At 58.1% G+C, this 15,413-nt stretch carries 14 protein-coding genes; 6 read left to right on the top strand and 8 right to left on the bottom strand.

The genetic code is table 11. The annotated features are described in order from the left end of the window. Nucleotides 1–5: 5 nt before the first annotated feature. The 3 genes from cybC to GRH90_RS12265 all read right to left on the bottom strand — a co-directional run bounded on the left by cybC (nt 6) and on the right by GRH90_RS12265 (nt 3,109). Nucleotides 6–395: a cytochrome b562 gene (gene cybC, locus GRH90_RS12275; protein WP_162366242.1), complete on the bottom strand. Its 390-nt coding sequence runs from the start codon at nt 393–395 to the stop codon at nt 6–8. Nucleotides 396–410: 15 nt separating this feature from the next. Next, nucleotides 411–1,751: a metalloprotease PmbA gene (pmbA, locus tag GRH90_RS12270; RefSeq protein ID WP_162366241.1), complete on the bottom strand. Its 1,341-nt coding sequence runs from the start codon at nt 1,749–1,751 to the stop codon at nt 411–413. A 200-nt stretch (nt 1,752–1,951) separates the two neighbouring features. Next, nucleotides 1,952–3,109 (bottom strand): Gfo/Idh/MocA family protein, encoded by a 1,158-nt coding sequence (locus tag GRH90_RS12265; protein WP_162366240.1) that lies wholly within the window; start codon nt 3,107–3,109, stop codon nt 1,952–1,954. Between the two features lie 273 nt (nt 3,110–3,382). Here GRH90_RS12265 and GRH90_RS12260 point away from each other — a divergent pair, with 273 nt between their 5' ends. Both GRH90_RS12260 and GRH90_RS12255 read left to right on the top strand, forming a co-directional pair. Then, nucleotides 3,383–4,297, top strand: coding sequence for a glucosamine kinase nucleotide-binding domain-containing protein (locus tag GRH90_RS12260; RefSeq protein WP_162366239.1), 915 nt, complete (start codon nt 3,383–3,385; stop codon nt 4,295–4,297). Between the two features lie 12 nt (nt 4,298–4,309). After that, nucleotides 4,310–5,428 (top strand): ROK family transcriptional regulator, encoded by a 1,119-nt coding sequence (locus GRH90_RS12255; protein ID WP_162366238.1) that lies wholly within the window; start codon nt 4,310–4,312, stop codon nt 5,426–5,428. A gap of 5 nt (nt 5,429–5,433) precedes the next feature. On the opposite strand, the gene GRH90_RS12250 is transcribed toward GRH90_RS12255, so the two are convergent. Together GRH90_RS12250 and GRH90_RS12245 are read right to left on the bottom strand one after the other, a co-directional pair. After that, nucleotides 5,434–6,519 carry an ABC transporter ATP-binding protein gene (locus tag GRH90_RS12250; protein ID WP_162366237.1) on the bottom strand — a complete coding sequence of 362 codons (1,086 nt, stop codon included), beginning with the start codon at nt 6,517–6,519 and terminating at the stop codon, nt 5,434–5,436. A 12-nt stretch (nt 6,520–6,531) separates the two neighbouring features. Then, complete coding sequence (locus GRH90_RS12245; RefSeq protein WP_162366236.1) at nt 6,532–7,134, bottom strand: GNAT family N-acetyltransferase; 603 nt, start codon at nt 7,132–7,134, stop codon at nt 6,532–6,534. A gap of 558 nt (nt 7,135–7,692) precedes the next feature. Here GRH90_RS12245 and GRH90_RS12240 point away from each other — a divergent pair. From GRH90_RS12240 to yjgA, 4 genes are all read left to right on the top strand, one after another. Continuing rightward, complete coding sequence (locus GRH90_RS12240) at nt 7,693–9,048, top strand: ABC transporter substrate-binding protein (protein WP_162366235.1); 1,356 nt, start codon at nt 7,693–7,695, stop codon at nt 9,046–9,048. Nucleotides 9,049–9,119: 71 nt separating this feature from the next. Beyond that, nucleotides 9,120–9,989, top strand: a complete 870-nt coding sequence (locus GRH90_RS12235) for a carbohydrate ABC transporter permease (RefSeq protein WP_162366234.1) — start codon at nt 9,120–9,122, stop codon at nt 9,987–9,989. Beyond that, the gene (locus GRH90_RS12230) at nt 9,989–10,804 is read left to right on the top strand and encodes a carbohydrate ABC transporter permease (protein ID WP_162366233.1); all 816 of its coding nucleotides are present in this window, start codon (nt 9,989–9,991) and stop codon (nt 10,802–10,804) included. Before GRH90_RS12235 ends, GRH90_RS12230 begins: the two co-directional genes overlap by 1 nt. A gap of 58 nt (nt 10,805–10,862) precedes the next feature. Next, nucleotides 10,863–11,411, top strand: a complete 549-nt coding sequence (gene yjgA / locus GRH90_RS12225) for a ribosome biogenesis factor YjgA (RefSeq protein WP_162366232.1) — start codon at nt 10,863–10,865, stop codon at nt 11,409–11,411. Nucleotides 11,412–11,419: 8 nt separating this feature from the next. On the opposite strand, the gene GRH90_RS12220 is transcribed toward yjgA, so the two are convergent. The 3 genes from GRH90_RS12220 to aaeB all read right to left on the bottom strand — a co-directional run bounded on the left by GRH90_RS12220 (nt 11,420) and on the right by aaeB (nt 15,398). After that, complete coding sequence (locus GRH90_RS12220) at nt 11,420–11,686, bottom strand: barstar family protein (protein WP_162366430.1); 267 nt, start codon at nt 11,684–11,686, stop codon at nt 11,420–11,422. Nucleotides 11,687–11,797: 111 nt separating this feature from the next. Next, nucleotides 11,798–13,255: an NAD-dependent succinate-semialdehyde dehydrogenase gene (locus GRH90_RS12215; RefSeq protein WP_162366231.1), complete on the bottom strand. Its 1,458-nt coding sequence runs from the start codon at nt 13,253–13,255 to the stop codon at nt 11,798–11,800. A gap of 175 nt (nt 13,256–13,430) precedes the next feature. Next, nucleotides 13,431–15,398 carry a p-hydroxybenzoic acid efflux pump subunit AaeB gene (gene aaeB, locus GRH90_RS12210; protein ID WP_162366230.1) on the bottom strand — a complete coding sequence of 656 codons (1,968 nt, stop codon included), beginning with the start codon at nt 15,396–15,398 and terminating at the stop codon, nt 13,431–13,433. Between the last annotated feature and the right edge of the window lie 15 nt (nt 15,399–15,413).

Here is a 15,413-nt window from a genome sequence, read left to right as displayed (position 1 = left end):
CGGCATTAACGGAACTTGGCGTGGTTCTCATTGCGGGTTTGCTGGAACTGCTTTGCCAGCGTCTGCGCCTGCTGGGTATCACCCTTGTCGGCCAGCGCCTGCGCCTGTTCGATTTGGCCGATCAGGGTGTCGATGCCCTGGCGGAAATCCTTCATCTGCGGACTATCCGCCGGCTGCCCTTTCAACTTCGGCGGCGTGCCTTTACGGGCGTCCAGCGCCGCTTCATGCATTCCCGCCAGGCCCTTTTTAAGCGCGGCGGGATTATCGCTCTTCATTACCGCGCTATAGTTGGCGTTAAGGATATCCATATCCTCGCCGAGATCTCGCGCCTGTGCCGCCAGGGGGGCGGCGATAAACAGGGTTAACGACAACATTGCTATTGCTTTGTGTTTCATTATTATGAATCCCGGTTAAATACCTGCGATTTTCATCTCCGGTAATAACACCGATCCGCATTGGATATTGCTGCGGGTTTCGATATCGTCGCCAACGGAGACAATATTGCGCCACATATCCTTCAGGTTGCCGGCAATGGTAATCTCGCTTACCGGATACTGAATTTCACCGTTTTCCACCCAGAAGCCGGCGGCTCCTCGGGAATAATCCCCGGTGATGGCACTCACACCTTGCCCCATCAGTTCGGTAACCACCAGTCCCCGATCCATTTTTTTGATCAATGCCGCAAAATCAAGGCCCTGGCCCGCAATCCGCCAGTTATGGATACCGCCCGCATGGCCGGTACTTTTCAGCCCCAGCTTGCGCGCCGAGTAGCTGCTTAACAGCCAGGTCTGCAATACGCCGTTTTTGACGATCGCCCGATCCTGGGTGCGCACTCCTTCGCTATCAAAAGGCGACGACGCCAATCCTTTCAGCAAATGAGGATGCTCTTCGATGGTCAGCCAATCCGGTAAAATCGCCTTACCCAGTGAGTCCAGCAGGAAGGTGGACTTGCGATAGACGCTGCCGCCGCTGATGGCGCCGACCAGATGGCCGAACAGGCCGGTCGCCGCCTCGGCGGCAAACAGCACCGGCGCCTGTTGGGTAGGGATTTTGCGCGGGTTCAGATGCGCCAGGGTGCGCCGGGCGCACTCCTCGCCCACCCACTCCGGCGAGCGTAGATCCTCAAACGCCCGGCCGATGGTATAGGCGTAATTACGTTCCATATTACCGCCGCTTTCGGCGATAACGCTGCTGGAGAGGGAGTGGCGGCTGCTATTGTAGCTTGCCAGCATGCCGTGGCTGTTGCCGTAGACTTTGGTGCTGTAATGGCTGTTGAAACTGCCGCCTTCGGTATTGGTAATACGCTTATCGGCGTTCAGCGCCGCCTGTTCGGCCCGGGATGCCAGGTCGCAAGCGCGTTCGGCGTCCAGTTCCGCCGGGTGGAACAGATCCAGCTCCGGCGCGTCGAAGGCCAGCAGATCTTTATCCGCCGGGCCGGAGAACGGGTCGGGAGAGGTGTAACGGGCGATATCCAGCGCTGCCCCCACGGTGCGGGCAATCGCGTCCGGGCTGAGATCGGTGGACGAGGCGCTGCCCTTGCGCTGCTGGTAATAAACGGTGATGCCGAGCGCGCCGTCGCTATTGAATTCAACGTTTTCCACTTCGCCATAACGGGTGCTGACGCCGATGCCGGTGGTCTTGGTTACCGCCACTTCCGCCGCGTCCGAGCCGGCGCCGGCCAGTTCCAAGGCTTGCGCTACCGCGTTTTCCAATAATTTCCGCTGTTCTGCAACTTGAGTGACTAATTTCATTGGGCCGCCATGATTGTGAGGGTTATCCGCCGCAGGATGATTTACCAAGTCTATCAGTCCACAGGCTGTTTCGCACGGTATCAGGGCGGGATGGTCAAAAGGCTGGGCGATTGATTACAAAAACCATTGAAAGGCAAAGGCGCATTACCGTCTACCCGCGATGGGAATAACGTCAGCGCGCCAGGGGCATTGGCGACGGGTCAGGCAGTGCGTCCCAGCTTGCGATCGAAGCGCTGCCAGCATTCCGTCAGGTCGATAAGGCATCTCTTTTTACGCGCTTCGTCTATCTTAATCGCGGTAAGGCCGGCCTCCATGGCATCGATAATAGAGACTTTCAACGGTACGCCGCGCAGCAGATGGTCGACCACGCCCTGCGCCATTTGCGTATCCGCGCCATAGTGACCGGCGTCGCCGTAGCCTTCATAGGTTTTGTCCTCCAGCCTGTCGCCGCTGCGGGCATCATGGACGCGGAAATAGTTACGCACAAAATCCCCTTCCGCCATGCCGTCGCTGCCGATAACGCAAAAACGGCGAAAATAATCCGGCACGTTAAGATTGGCATGGAAAGAGAGCGTCGCCCCGGTGGCATATTCAACGATCGCGGTCTGGTAATCGATGATATCCGCATCGCTGGTAAACACGTTATCGGTGCTGTGCCAGCCGCTGGGCTTACGGTGATACACTTCAGACGCGGCGGTAATCACCGGCCCGTGCGGTTCATGCGCGGCGGTATAGGATTTGCGGCCGCCAAAGCTTGCCACGCTCATGGCGCGCGCGCCAATCAGCCCCTGGTACAGGTCCAGATCGTGGCAGCATTTTTCCAGCATATACGCCCCGGCGAAGCGTTCGAAACGCCGCCAGTCGCGCATGAAAAAAGCGCCATGCCAGGGTGGAATATGCTCACAAGCCTCGATGGAAGTGATTTCGCCCAATTGGTTTTGCGCCTGGGCGCGGAGTAAATCCACATACAGCGGCGAATAACGCAGCACCAGGCCCACGATAATGCGATCGCTGCCGTACTGTCGCACCAGCTCCGCCAGCGCCATGGTCTGCTCTTCGTTTATCACCACCGGTTTTTCGGTAAAGACGATAAGCCCGGCTTCCAGCCCGGCGCGGATATGCTCCAGATGCAGGTAATTCGGCGAGCCCACCATCAGCATATCAAAACCGCCCGCCGCCAGCAGTTCATCAAGCGTGCCGAATCCCTGTCCGGCATCGATGCCGAATTGCGTTAACGTCTCCAGCCCGGCCGGTGCCGGGTCGGCGAATCCTGCTATGGTAAAATCCGCATCGGCTTGCTTGAATTCCTTAGCCACGTTCGCCATGCGAAAACCCAGTCCGACAATACCTGCTTTCATGTTGGTTGCCCCCGCCGCCCATGATGAATCACCGTTTCTTCGCCTTGAACTTATTACGATTACAAAAGTAATGTCAATTATCAACCAATACATAAAAATGATGGCACGACATATTACATTGAAATTTAATGATTTATTAAAATATAAGAATGTGATATTTTTTTCATTATTGCGATTTATGTTTTTTTACCCTATCTTTTCCGCTCGACACGTCAGTTCCACAGCGTCCCTGGCGGCAACTCATGTCATCAAGAGCCAAAAGGAGGCGGAACGTTGCAACCAAATTTTTATGTGGGCGTGGATGGCGGCGGCACGGAATGCCGCGTGCGCCTGATCGATAGCCGGGGCCGCCTGCTGGCGGAGTGCCGGGGCGGGGCGGCCAATATTTTCAGCGATACGGCGGATGCCCTGGCCACGGCGCTGGCGCTGGTGGCCCAGGCCTTCCGCCTCGCCGGCCTACCGTCGTCCGAACAGGCCGGCGCGCGGGCGGGGTTCGGCTTTGCCGGCGCCAATGTGCGGCACGTCAGGGAGCTGGCGGAAAGCTGGCCTATGCCGTTCGCGGCCCGGCATATTGCCTCCGATGTGGAAATCGCCTGTCTTGGCGCTCATCAAGGCCGGCCCGGCGCGGTGCTGATTACCGGCACCGGCAGCCAGGCCACGGCGTTTGACGGCGGCCGGTTCCATTCTATCGGCGGCTGGGGCTTTAGCCTGGGAGATCAGGGCTCGGGCGCTATCCTGGGACGTCACGCGCTGCGCCGCGCATTGCAGGCCCATGAGGGTATCCTGCCGGCGTCCGCATTAACGCAGGCCCTGATGGCGGATTTCGACCATTCGCCTGAGGCCATGTTGCACTGGGCCCAGTCCGCCGGCCCCCGTGACTGGGGGGCGTTTGCCCCGCGAATATTTGATTTTGCCCGGCGCGACGACCCTAACGGCGTTCATTTGGTGCGCCAGCTGGCACAGGAGATCGATCTGATGTTAGCCTGTCTGGTGAACGCCGGCTCGCCACAGGTTGCCCTGATGGGCGGTATCTCACAGCCGGTATTGCCCTGGTTGAACCCCCGCTGGCGCAAGCATATCGTCGCACCCTGCGCGGACGCCCTGGACGGCGCGCTGCGACTGGCCGGCGGCGCGGGGCCTTACGTCCAGGCCCCGCCGGCACACCCGTTATCGTCTTCACAAGGATAAAACAGCCCAGCTATGAGCGCGCCGACCGTATCCCCACGCATTCTACGCCTGATCGTTGAACACTCGCCTATCAGTCAATCCGACCTGAAGGTCCGCAGCGGCCTGAGCATGTCCACGGTTTCACAGGCGACCAACCGGTTATTATCGAAAGGGATTATTCATGAGCTGGGCCTGCGCCGGGAATCCATGGGACGGCCCAAGATATTGCTGGGTATCGATCCCGCCTATGCCTCGGTGGTGGGCGTACAGCTCAACGCCGAGCGTAATTTGATCGTGATGACCGATTTAGTCGGCAAGCTGATCGGCGAACAGCAGATGCCGACCGGCGCGCTAACGCCAAAACAGCTCGGCGACGCGCTGGCGAAATTCCTTAAATCGGTGGAAACCAGCAAAGTCGGCGCGATCGGCCTGGCCATCTCCGGGATAGTGGATCCGCTCAGCGGGGTCTGTATTCGTTCCAAGGTACTGGACTGGCGCCATGTCCCGATTGCCGGCCTGTTGTCCGAGCGGTTCGCGATACCGGTCTATATCGAAAATGACGCCAACGCCATGGCGCTGGCCTCGCTGGTGTTCGGTCAACTGGGCGACGCGCAGTCGGCTATCATCGCCACTTATGGTAAAGGGATCGGCGCCGGCATTATTCTCGAACGCCAGCTTTACCGCGGCCGGCACGGCAACGCCGGCGAAATCGGCAACGCGCTGGTCGGCGACGGTTCGGCGGCGATCCTTGAGGAAGTGGCGTCCTCGCGAGCGATATTAAACAGTATTGCCGCCACGTTGCCGGAAAACGGGCCGCCGCGCAGCCTGCAGGAAGTGGACGGCTGGCCGTCGCATCAGGTGGTGGATATCCTGACCACCGCCGGACGGCACATTGGCATTTCGCTGGCCAACCTGTCGATCGCCTTCGATCCGGACGTGGTGTACCTGGCGATGGAGCCGCAAATGGCCTCGCGGATCCTGCTTGATCAAATCATGACGCATTTCCAGCAATACCGGCTCAAACTCACGCCGCAGGTGATCCCGCTGCGCTACCTGACCGATTCAAGCCGCATGTGGGCGCTGGGGGCGGCGGGGTTCGCGGTCAACGGACTCATCGATGCGATAGCCTCGTCCGCGGACGAGGACGCATAGGATACTTAGCGGATCCGTTCGCCGGATTCGCTGAACAGGAGGCATTTCGCCGGATCGATGCCCAGGGTCAGCGTTGCACCGTTGCTGATAGCGGTAAGCGCCCGCTGTTCAATCACCAACGCCTCGTCCCGCCCGGTATTCAAGTACAGGTAATTGGTATGGCCCAACCGCTCGGCAAAGTCCAGCACCCCGCAAAACCGCACCTCCGCCCCTGCGGCCGCCAGGAAATGCTCCGGCCTGATACCCAAGGTGACCGGACGATCCCGCGCCAGCGCGCCGGCCACCTGGACCACCAGGTTGTCCAATGCCAGCGCGGGGACCGACAGGCGCGCCCAGCCCGGTTCGCTGCGCACGACCGTGGCCGGCAGAAAATTGATTTTCGGCGATCCGATAAATCCGGCGACAAAGATATTATCCGGATCATGATACAGCTCCAGGGGCGCGCCCACCTGTTCAATGCGACCCTGCCGCAGCACCACGATGCGATCGGCCAGCGTCATCGCTTCCAGCTGATCGTGCGTAACGTAAATCATGGTATTGCCCAGCGCCTCATGCAGACGGGCAATTTCGATGCGCATTTTCAGGCGCAGGTCGGCGTCAAGGTTGGATAACGGCTCATCAAACAGGAAGATGCGCGGCTTGCGGATAATCGCCCGGCCAATCGCCACCCGCTGGCGCTGGCCGCCGGACAGCGCGCGGGGTAAGCGATCGAGGAACTCGGTAAGATGCAGCACCGCGGCGGTGCTGTTAACCTGCTGTTCAATATCCTGTTTACTGTATTTAGCCACCTCCAGCGGATAACGCAGGTTACCGCGAACCGTCATATTGGGATACAGCGCATAAGACTGGAATACCATGGCGATGCCGCGATCGGTTGGCGCGCTATGGGTAATATCCTGGCCGTCGACGCTCAGGGTTCCGCCTGATATCGCCTCCAGACCGGCAATCATCCGCAGCAGGGTCGATTTACCGCAGCCGGAGGGACCGACAAATACAATAAACTCACCGCTTTGGATCTGCAGATCGATGCCGTGGATGACATTGATTTTGTCATAGGATTTTTTTATCGCACGAAGTTCTACGTTGGCCATCTACGTCCCCGTTTACAGCGTTTGTCCCATATAGATAGCCTGGCTCCGATGTAACAACCGGAACCCGAGCCGCTCATAAAACGCGCAGACTTGTTCATTCTTCAGGCTTACGCCGAGATGCACGCCAGAGACGCCGGCGCGCCGCAGCGCGTCCAGCTCCGTTTCAATCATTCGCCTGCCCTGGCCGTTGCCCTGGGCCCGCGGCAGGATATTGATATGCAGGTGCGCCGGATACCGCTCGGTCAACCCGGCGTCCTTGGGCTGTGGCTGGCGAATAAAATCCAGCACCCCTTCATCAAGCGGCAACAGCGGCCGGCGATCGGCCAGGTTTTGCCTGAGCCCCGGCCACCAGTCGCGCAGCAGCCGCTGCTCGAACGCTTCGGTATCGCGCGCGGCAACGACATAACCGACGGTGCGGCCGTTTTCCACCAGTACAAACGCCAGTTCCGGTTCAAACACGGCGTAGGGCATCACGAAACGAAGCCCCGGATAAGCCGGATCGCTGTAAAGCGCACTGGCGTCCGTGCCGGCATTGGCGGTTTTCAGGCAGATGTCGGACAACGCGGCACGATCGCGCTCCGCGGCCTGTCTGATCAATAGCGGGGAAGAGGTCATAACAGCCGGTCTCCGTTGCGTTAACCAGGAAGAAGGATTGATACACTAAGGAAAACATACTTAGTTCGCAAGATATAATAATTATATTATATGGCTCAAGAAAGTGATGGAAACCGCAAAAAGACATTGGCCAGACATAAAAGTGATGACCGTTTTATTGCCGGATAAATTTAATGATGCATAAACATCAGTTTACGATTTCTCCGCGTGAGAAACAGCGTATTTATGGCGCCAAGCCATAAGATAAAACGATAGGACAATAAATAACAGCATGAATTACAAAACAAAAAATCACACCGTTCAATACTCGATATAACGGCCCTTAACGCTATTCCCGTGCTGTTTTATCTCAGGATTATCCTCGAATCCATCATTTAACCCGTTTTTTTATCTTGGGCCCGCAGTGAACCAGTGATAAATAAAAGAACATTGACTTTATTTTTATCATAAAGTAAGTATTAAAGGACAACCTGTCAGCCGTTTTCCGCCGGTGACCCTATGTCGTTTTATCCCCGGAGGAATAGGCTTATTTTTCCTGTGATGGAGGTCAGTACCACCATGTCCCATTTAGTCAATGCTTACCGCCGGTCATCTCGCCGCGCGGACGGACTTACCCTCCATCGCATCAGGCTGGCGCTGGCGGGAAGCCTGCTCGGTATCTGCGCGCTCAGCGGCGCGCACGCGGAAACCCTCACCACCTGGGATGTATGGAACTATCCCGCCCAGGATACGTTGATGAAACAGACCGTTACGCAGTTTGAACAGCAAAATCCCGGCCTCAGGCTCGATCGTTCCGTCCATGCTTCCGCCGATACGCGCATTCCCCTGAAGCTATCGCTGACGTCCGGCGAAGGCCCCCAGGTGGCGCAGGTCAATCAGGGCGGCGGCGATATGGGTGCGCTGGTACATGAAAAACTGCTCTATTCATTAGATGATTACGCCAAGATCTATCATTGGGAACAGCGGTTCTCCGCCTCCATTTTAAAACGTAACCGTTGGTCGGATCATAATGACTTCGGTGAAGGGCATCTTTATGGTGTGGCCAGCCTCGGTGAAATGGTCGGCTTGTATTACAACAAGAAATTGCTCGATCGGGCGGGCATCGCGGTGCCTGAAAATATGGATGAGTTTGAAGCGGCCCTGTCAAAACTGCAGCAGCAGGGCATCGCGCCCATGATGATGGGATTGCTTGATAGCAACGGCGGCCCTCATTTGCTGATGATGCTCTGGCAGGATCAGATCGACAGTAAGGATCGAAAGCCGCTTGACGATCTGATCTACGGCAAAGGCGGCACGTTCCATGATGAAAAACTGTTAAAGGCGGCCACGTTAATGAAAACGTGGGCGGACAAGGGGTATTTCTTCCCCGGCTACCAGGGTATCGGCAACGATGACGCCGCCACGCTGTTCCAGAACGGCCAGGCGGCCTTTTTTATCAGCGGCACCTGGTACATGGGGCAGTTACAGGAAAACAAGGATATCCATTTCGCCGACCTGCCGCCGTTTCCCGGGGTCACATCGCCGCTGATGGTGGGCGGCACCGATTTGCCGTTCTCGATTACCTCGACCGCCAAAACCCGGCAGCAGCGTGATATCGCGGCCAAATTCATCAATTACCTGGTCTCCGACCAAATGGCGGAGGCCTGGCTGAAGGCGGGTTTCCTGCCGGCCAGCGCCGATAAAAATGCCAAACTCCCGGCCGATAATCCGCTATTGGCCGAGATCTACCGTGTTTGGATCAAAGTCAGCGACTATGACGGCCTGGGCCATTATATCGACTGGGCCACGCCCACCATGATCAATGCGCTGCAAGAGCATGTGCAGCTGTTGCTGGCGGGCAAGGAGAGCCCACAGCAGTTAACCGACCAGTTGGACGAGAACTATCGGCAATACATCAAGACGCTGAAGCATTAACCCCCGGCCCGCGCCGCATAACGCGGGCCGGGGCGGCGGCTCCTTCATATTTCGCATCAAGAGGCGTATCAATGTTTAATAAGTCCGGTATGCAAAATATGCTGTATATTTTGCCCTCGCTGCTTATCTACTCAGTGTTTTTATTGATACCCCTGCTGATAACCTTTTGGGCCAGCCTGACCGAATGGGACGGCACTTCATGGCCGGTCTTCATCGGGCTTGGCAACTACATCCGCATGCTGCTCGATCCCGTGTTCTGGATTTCCATCGGCAATAACGCCCTGCTCCTGCTGTTCTATACTTTATTCCCGATTATCATCGGCCTGGCGTTATGCAGTTTCCTTAGCGCCGCCCGTCCAGCCGAGCGCAGCCTGCTGCGCATCCTGTTTTTCCTGCCGTACATCATGCCGATGGCGGTGCTCGGCGTCGTCTGGCGCTGGCTGTATAACCCGGCGTTCGGCCCTATCGATCAGCTGTTGCGCGCCATCGGGCTGCCGCACATGGCCCGCGCCTGGCTGGGTGATTTCGACTGGGCGCTGGCGGCGGTAGGCATGGTGGCCACCTGGTATTTCTTCGGTTTCTGCCTGGTGCTGTTCATGGCGGGCATCCAGCGCATGGACCCGTCGTTGCTGGAGGCCGCCGAGCTGGAAGGATCGTCCCATCGACAAAAGTTTATGCGCATTACCCTGCCGTCATTACTGCCTGAGATTCGCGTCGCGCTGCTGCTGACGGTGATTGCCGGTATCAAGGCCTTCGATCTGGTGTATGTGATGACGCGTGGCGGTCCCGGCACGTCGACCCTGGTGACCAATATCTATATGTTCCAGCAGGGCTTTGATTTACGCCATTTCGGTTATGCCTCGGCGGTGGCGATTGTCGGCATGGGACTGGTATTTATTATCAACGGATTGATTCACCTTGCTATTCGGGAGCGTCGTTAATGCGCGGTATTCCATTATATACGCGGGGCGTGTTGTGGCTGTTTGCCATCCTTACCATCCTGCCGTTCGCCCTGGCGTTGTTAACCTCGTTCAAAACGCAGACGGAACTGTTCCAGGGGGTATTTACCCTGCCCTCCAGCCTGAGTTTTGCCAACTATATTTCCGCCTGGCGCGACGGTCATTTCCAGATATATTTTACCAATTCCGTGCTGGTGGTGTTCCCGGTGATTATCATCAGCCTGCTGGCGGGGATCCCCTCCGGTTTCGCCTTCGCCTTTTTACGGCTGCCGGCAAAAAAATTTATCGCGTTCCTGCTGGCCATCGGCATGGTGCTGCCGTCGGAAGCCTATATTATCCCGTTGTATCATGAGATCCACTGGATGGGGCTGAACAATAATTATCTGGCGTTAATCCTGCCGCAGGTGGCGATGTCGATTCCTTTTACCACCCTGATGGTGGCCAGCGCCTTTTCACAGGTGCCGAAAGAGTTACTGGAAGCGGCGGTAATGGACGGGGCGAGCCGCTGGAAAATATTGTGCGGCCTGCTGGTCCCGGCCATTGTGCCCACCCTGTCCACCCTGGCCCTGCTGCTGTTTATCTGGACCTGGAACGAGTTCCTGATACCCCTGATCCTGGTTAATAAAGAAGAGTTGCGCACGTTGCCTATCGGCATGATGTTTTTCCAGAATCGCAATACCATCAATATTCCGGTGCTGATGGCGGGCGCCACTATTGCCATATTGCCCCTGGTGGCGATATTTTTACTGTTCCAGCGCAGATTTATCCATGGCATTACCGAAGGTGCGGTAAAATAAGGGCGTGGATCCTCCCGCGCAACCTGTTAGGATTAGCCTCTTTTTGAGGAACCGTATCATGAGCAAATTACCGGAAGACTGGCAAGACGAACGGCCCGCGGCGCAGCCCGACGACGAAGACGACGAGATTATCTGGGTCAGCAAAAGCGAAATCAAACGCGATGCCGAAGCCCTGAAGGAGCTTGGCGTTGAACTGGTCGAGCTGGGCAAGAACGCGCTGGAAAAAATCCCGCTGGACGATGACCTGCTGGCGGCCATCGAACTGGCGCAGCGCATCAAGAAAGAAGGCCGCCGCCGCCAGATCCAGCTGATTGGCAAAATGCTGCGCGCGCGCGACGCTGAGCCGATCCAGCAGGCGCTGGATAAGCTGAAAAACCGTCATAACCAGCAAATTACCCTGTTCCATAAGCTGGAAAACCTGCGCGATCGCCTGATAGAACAGGGTGACGACGTGGTGGATGAAGTCATGGCGCTGTATCCCGACGCGGACAGGCAGCAGTTGCGTTCCCTGGTGCGTAACGCGCAAAAAGAGAAAGCCGCCGCTAAACCGCCAAAGACCTCACGCCAGATCTTCCAGTACCTGCGCACCGTCGCCGGGGATAAATAAGCCGGCCGTCAGCGCAGGTTAAAGCGCAGCCGTCCGTCCAGTTCCTCTTCCGCCTCGTCAAACAGGAGTATCAACGCGCCAAAACGGCGTTTTTTTGATGCGTCGAGATGTACGAACTCTATTTCCACCGGCAACGGCAGCCCGTTGGTGACGGTGTGCCATAAATCATCAAGATTGGCGGCGCACGGTTCCGCAAGGGCGAACTGACGGCCAAAATCACGGTAAAAGGCCGGCAGATCGGGTATCTGGTTAAAATCAAAGGATACTTTCCCCATCACGCGTTCTCCGCACTGCAGGTTGTTAATTTTATGTTGCCCATCGCTTCGTCAGTATGCCACACAACGATTATCGGTAAGGGTGTAAAAGTGGCAGCGCAAAAAGAGTTATCATAAACCGCCCAAATGCAGCGTTTTGACTTCCAGGTAATCGTCCATGCCCAGGACAGACCCTTCGCGACCCAGCCCGGACTCCTTCACGCCGCCAAACGGCGCCACTTCGGTTGACAACGCGCATTCATTTACGCCTACCATGCCGCTTTCCAGCGCGGCGGACACGCGGAACACCCGCTGCAGGGTTTGGGTATAAAAATAGGCCGCCAGGCCGAACGGCGTGTTATTGGCCCGTTTGATCACCTCATCCTCGGTATCAAAGCGAAAACAGGCCGCCACCGGACCAAAGGTCTCCTCACGCGCCAGTTTCATCTCCTCGTTGGCGTCTACGATAACCGTCGGCTGGAAAAAATTGCCCCCAAGCTGATGCGGCTTGCCGCCGGCAATCGCCCGGCCGCCCTTGGCCAGCGCGTCGGCCACATGCTCCCGGGCCTTTTCCAGGCCGTCGCGGTTGATTAACGGCCCGACCACCACCCCGGGTTCCATGCCGTTGCCGACCTTTAACTGGCCGACCTCGCGCGCCAGGCGAGTGACAAACTCATCGTACACGCCGGACTGGATATAAAAACGATTGACGCTGACGCACACCTGGCCGGCGTTACGGAATTTGTTGGCGATGGCGCCTTTGACCGCGGCGTCGATATCCGCGTCGTCAAACACAATATACGGCGCGTTGCCGCCCAGCTCCATGGAGATCTTTTTCATGGTGTCGGCCGCGTTGCGCATCAGGGTCTTCCCCACCTCCGTAGAGCCGGTAAAGGTCACCTTGCGTACTTTATCGCTGGCCATGATGGCGTCGCTGATGGCATGGGTGTCGCCCGCCACGCCGTTGACCACCCCTGGCGGCACGCCGGCCTGCTGCGCCAGCGCCAGCAGGGCGAAAGCCGACAGAGGCGTATTGTTGGCCGGTTTAATCAGCGCGGTGCAGCCCGCCGCCAACGCCGGGCCAAGCTTGCGCGTTAGCATGGCCAGGGGGAAGTTCCAGGGCGTAATCGCCGCCACGACCCCCACCGGCTCACGGGTGGCGAAGATGCGCGAATGGGCTTTGGCCGGCGGAATGATTTCGCCGTTGGCCCGCTTGGCCTGTTCGGCGAACCATTGGATAAAGCTGGCGGCATAGCCAACCTCACCCTGCGCCTCCTTGACCGGTTTACCCTGCTCCGCGGTCATAAGCCTGGCCAGGTAATCCTGGTTTTCCATGATAAGGCGGTACCAGCGGTAGAGGATGTCGGAACGTTCCTTGGCGGTCTTGGCCCGCCAGGCGGGGAAAGCCGCATCGGCGGCGGCGATGGCGGCCTCGGTTTCCCGCCGGCCGCTCCTGGCCACATTGGCGATGAGCTTGCCGGTCGCCGGATTCACTACCTCAAAGGTTTCCTGAGCGCGTAGCCATTCGCCGTTAACCAGATAACCGGTTTTAAACAGCGGGTGATCCTGTAGGTGTAAGTGCTCGCTCATTGTTACCCTCCCATTGTATTCCTTCCCCCGGCGGGAAGGCGTGCGTGTATCGGCATCATACCCCGACGGCGCGGTTTCCGGCTCCCGGACGCGCCCAGGCATAAGAAATATGGATTAAGTATAGTTGCTGCGCCGGGGATGGGGCGGCCGGGGACGGGGAAATCCGTCCCGCGGGTTAATCGCTTAAGGCGTGGCGATAGCGGAACAGGGTGTCGGTCAGGCGCTGCACGGACTCGGTGATATCGGGCGTGGCCTGGTAGTGAATCAGCTTGTCATGATAAATACGCAATTCCGCCAATAACCGGTCGAAATGTTCCCGACGGCGGATTTCGTTACGGGCGACCAGTACCCGGTCGGCGGTGGCGCGGATCTGGCGGTGGTAGGCCGAGAGATCGGCATTGGCGGGAATATCGGCCAGGCGCAGGCGCTGGTGGGTGATGATCAGCGTCAACGCCAACCGGTATTTGGCGATGTCCGCCGGAAACAGCGTCAACAGCTGGAACAGCTGCTGGTAAAGCGCCGGCAAATGGTTCTCCTGGCGCCGGGCCTTATTGATGGACAGCGCCGATACCGCGGCATACACAAACCGGTTCAGCAACACCCGGCCGATGCGCGCCTTGGAACCGTCGCGAATCAGCAGGATCACCAGGGTCGCCAGGCCGCAGCCGATGATCTGGCCGATGGCGCTGTCGAGAAAGGTATTAATGGAAAAGCTCATGGGATTGGCCAGCACCAGGACGTTAATGGTACCCGCCAGGGTGCCCAGGGTGCCGAGGCGCCGTTTTTGTACCTCGATGCCGATGATAAACGCCAGTACCCCCAGCGCGATGCACAGCAACAGCATGCTTTGCTGGGTAGAAGGCATGATAACCATATAATAGAGCGCGCCGATGGGCAGCGCCGCCGACATGCCGATCATAAAGTCCTTGCACACCATCCAGGGATTGGGCAAACGCATGGCCAGCGACGTTACCACCGCGATCATCACCATGCAGCTGCTGCCGGAGGTCCAGCCGGTCCATAACCAGAACAGGCAGCCCAGCGCGGTGGCGACGCCGGTGCGCAGCCCGTTGATCATCGCATGATGGCGTTCGGCCGAAGGCGCGGTAACCGCCACCTGATCGATAAGCACCTGCTCCTCGATTTTACTGATGCGCGTATTGTTCTTAACCCCTTTCGACAACAGCAAAAAACGGGTTGCCGCGCCCACCCAGGTATAGAGGACCTGCGGGGTATCCCTGGCGGGCGTGGCGGCAATCACCTGGCGCATCATCTTCATGCGTTTATGGATATCCCCGACGGTCTCCACCGGTTCGTTTAGCAGCCGCAGCAGGTGCGGTTGGATAAACCCGGGGCGCACCAGCAGGATCAGATAGGCTTCGCAAGCCTGGGTAATCAGGGTCAGCGACAGGGTATTAATGGCCCGCAGGCGCCGGCTGCAGCGCTGCCAGCGGGAGGATTCCATCATCAGGTTGCCGCGCATGCCGTCCAGGGCGGTGGTAAATTTCACCAGATCGCCCCAGGATTTATCGACCTCTTCTTTCGTCGCGTTGTTAATGCACAGCATCAGCAGACGGTACTGGCTTAACAGCAACGAATCCACCGCGCGGTCGATATCCTGTTTGATCGAGCGGGGCGAAAACAGGATATCCGCCAGGATGGCGCAAACGATGCCCAGCACGATCTCGCTGCAGCGCTCGACGGCAAACTGCGGCGTGACCTGGGGCTGGCTTTGGATACTGACGATAATGATCAGCGCGGTGTAGCCGGCCAGGCCGAGGGCATAGGAATTCTGCACCCGCACCAGCGTGGAAATCCACATGCAGCCGCCGGCCCATATGCAGCTTAACAGCAGCATCACCACCGGAGCGCGGATGGTCAGGGTAATGATCACCAGCGCGCCGATACAGCCGATAAAGGTGCCGACGATACGCAGCATGCCGCGATGGCGGATGGCGCCGGCAAACGGCTCGCCGCCGGCGGCAAAGGCCGGTCCGGCGGCCACGATGGCGGCGGTCAGCACCGACCAGCGCGGCGTTTCCAGCTGGAAATGAAAGCCCAGGAACAGCGCCAGCAGGATGGCAAAGGTAAGCTTGACCGCAAAACGGCAGCGGAAAAAAATGGGCGCAAGTAATTGCAGCATTAGTGTGCCATCCGC

Origin of the sequence: Acerihabitans arboris (assembly GCF_010131535.1) — a bacterium.
In the GTDB taxonomy this organism is placed as follows: Bacteria; Pseudomonadota; Gammaproteobacteria; order Enterobacterales; family Enterobacteriaceae; genus Acerihabitans; species Acerihabitans arboris.
Note: the sequence above shows the minus strand (reverse complement) of the source record. Positions and strands in the feature narration are given on the sequence as shown.

Excerpts from the sequence above, each read along its gene's own strand:
- cybC (WP_162366242.1), bottom strand. The coding sequence starts at position 395 with ATGAAACACAAAGCAATAGCAATGTTGTCGTTAACCCTGTTTATCGCC.
- pmbA (WP_162366241.1), bottom strand. The coding sequence starts at position 1,751 with ATGAAATTAGTCACTCAAGTTGCAGAACAGCGGAAATTATTGGAAAAC.
- GRH90_RS12265 (WP_162366240.1), bottom strand. The coding sequence starts at position 3,109 with ATGAAAGCAGGTATTGTCGGACTGGGTTTTCGCATGGCGAACGTGGCT.
- GRH90_RS12255 (WP_162366238.1), top strand. The coding sequence starts at position 4,310 with ATGAGCGCGCCGACCGTATCCCCACGCATTCTACGCCTGATCGTTGAA.
- GRH90_RS12250 (WP_162366237.1), bottom strand. The coding sequence starts at position 6,519 with ATGGCCAACGTAGAACTTCGTGCGATAAAAAAATCCTATGACAAAATC.
- GRH90_RS12245 (WP_162366236.1), bottom strand. The coding sequence starts at position 7,134 with ATGACCTCTTCCCCGCTATTGATCAGACAGGCCGCGGAGCGCGATCGT.
- GRH90_RS12240 (WP_162366235.1), top strand. The coding sequence starts at position 7,693 with ATGTCCCATTTAGTCAATGCTTACCGCCGGTCATCTCGCCGCGCGGAC.
- GRH90_RS12235 (WP_162366234.1), top strand. The coding sequence starts at position 9,120 with ATGTTTAATAAGTCCGGTATGCAAAATATGCTGTATATTTTGCCCTCG.
- GRH90_RS12230 (WP_162366233.1), top strand. The coding sequence starts at position 9,989 with ATGCGCGGTATTCCATTATATACGCGGGGCGTGTTGTGGCTGTTTGCC.
- yjgA (WP_162366232.1), top strand. The coding sequence starts at position 10,863 with ATGAGCAAATTACCGGAAGACTGGCAAGACGAACGGCCCGCGGCGCAG.
- GRH90_RS12220 (WP_162366430.1), bottom strand. The coding sequence starts at position 11,686 with ATGGGGAAAGTATCCTTTGATTTTAACCAGATACCCGATCTGCCGGCC.
- GRH90_RS12215 (WP_162366231.1), bottom strand. The coding sequence starts at position 13,255 with ATGAGCGAGCACTTACACCTACAGGATCACCCGCTGTTTAAAACCGGT.
- aaeB (WP_162366230.1), bottom strand. The coding sequence starts at position 15,398 with ATGCTGCAATTACTTGCGCCCATTTTTTTCCGCTGCCGTTTTGCGGTC.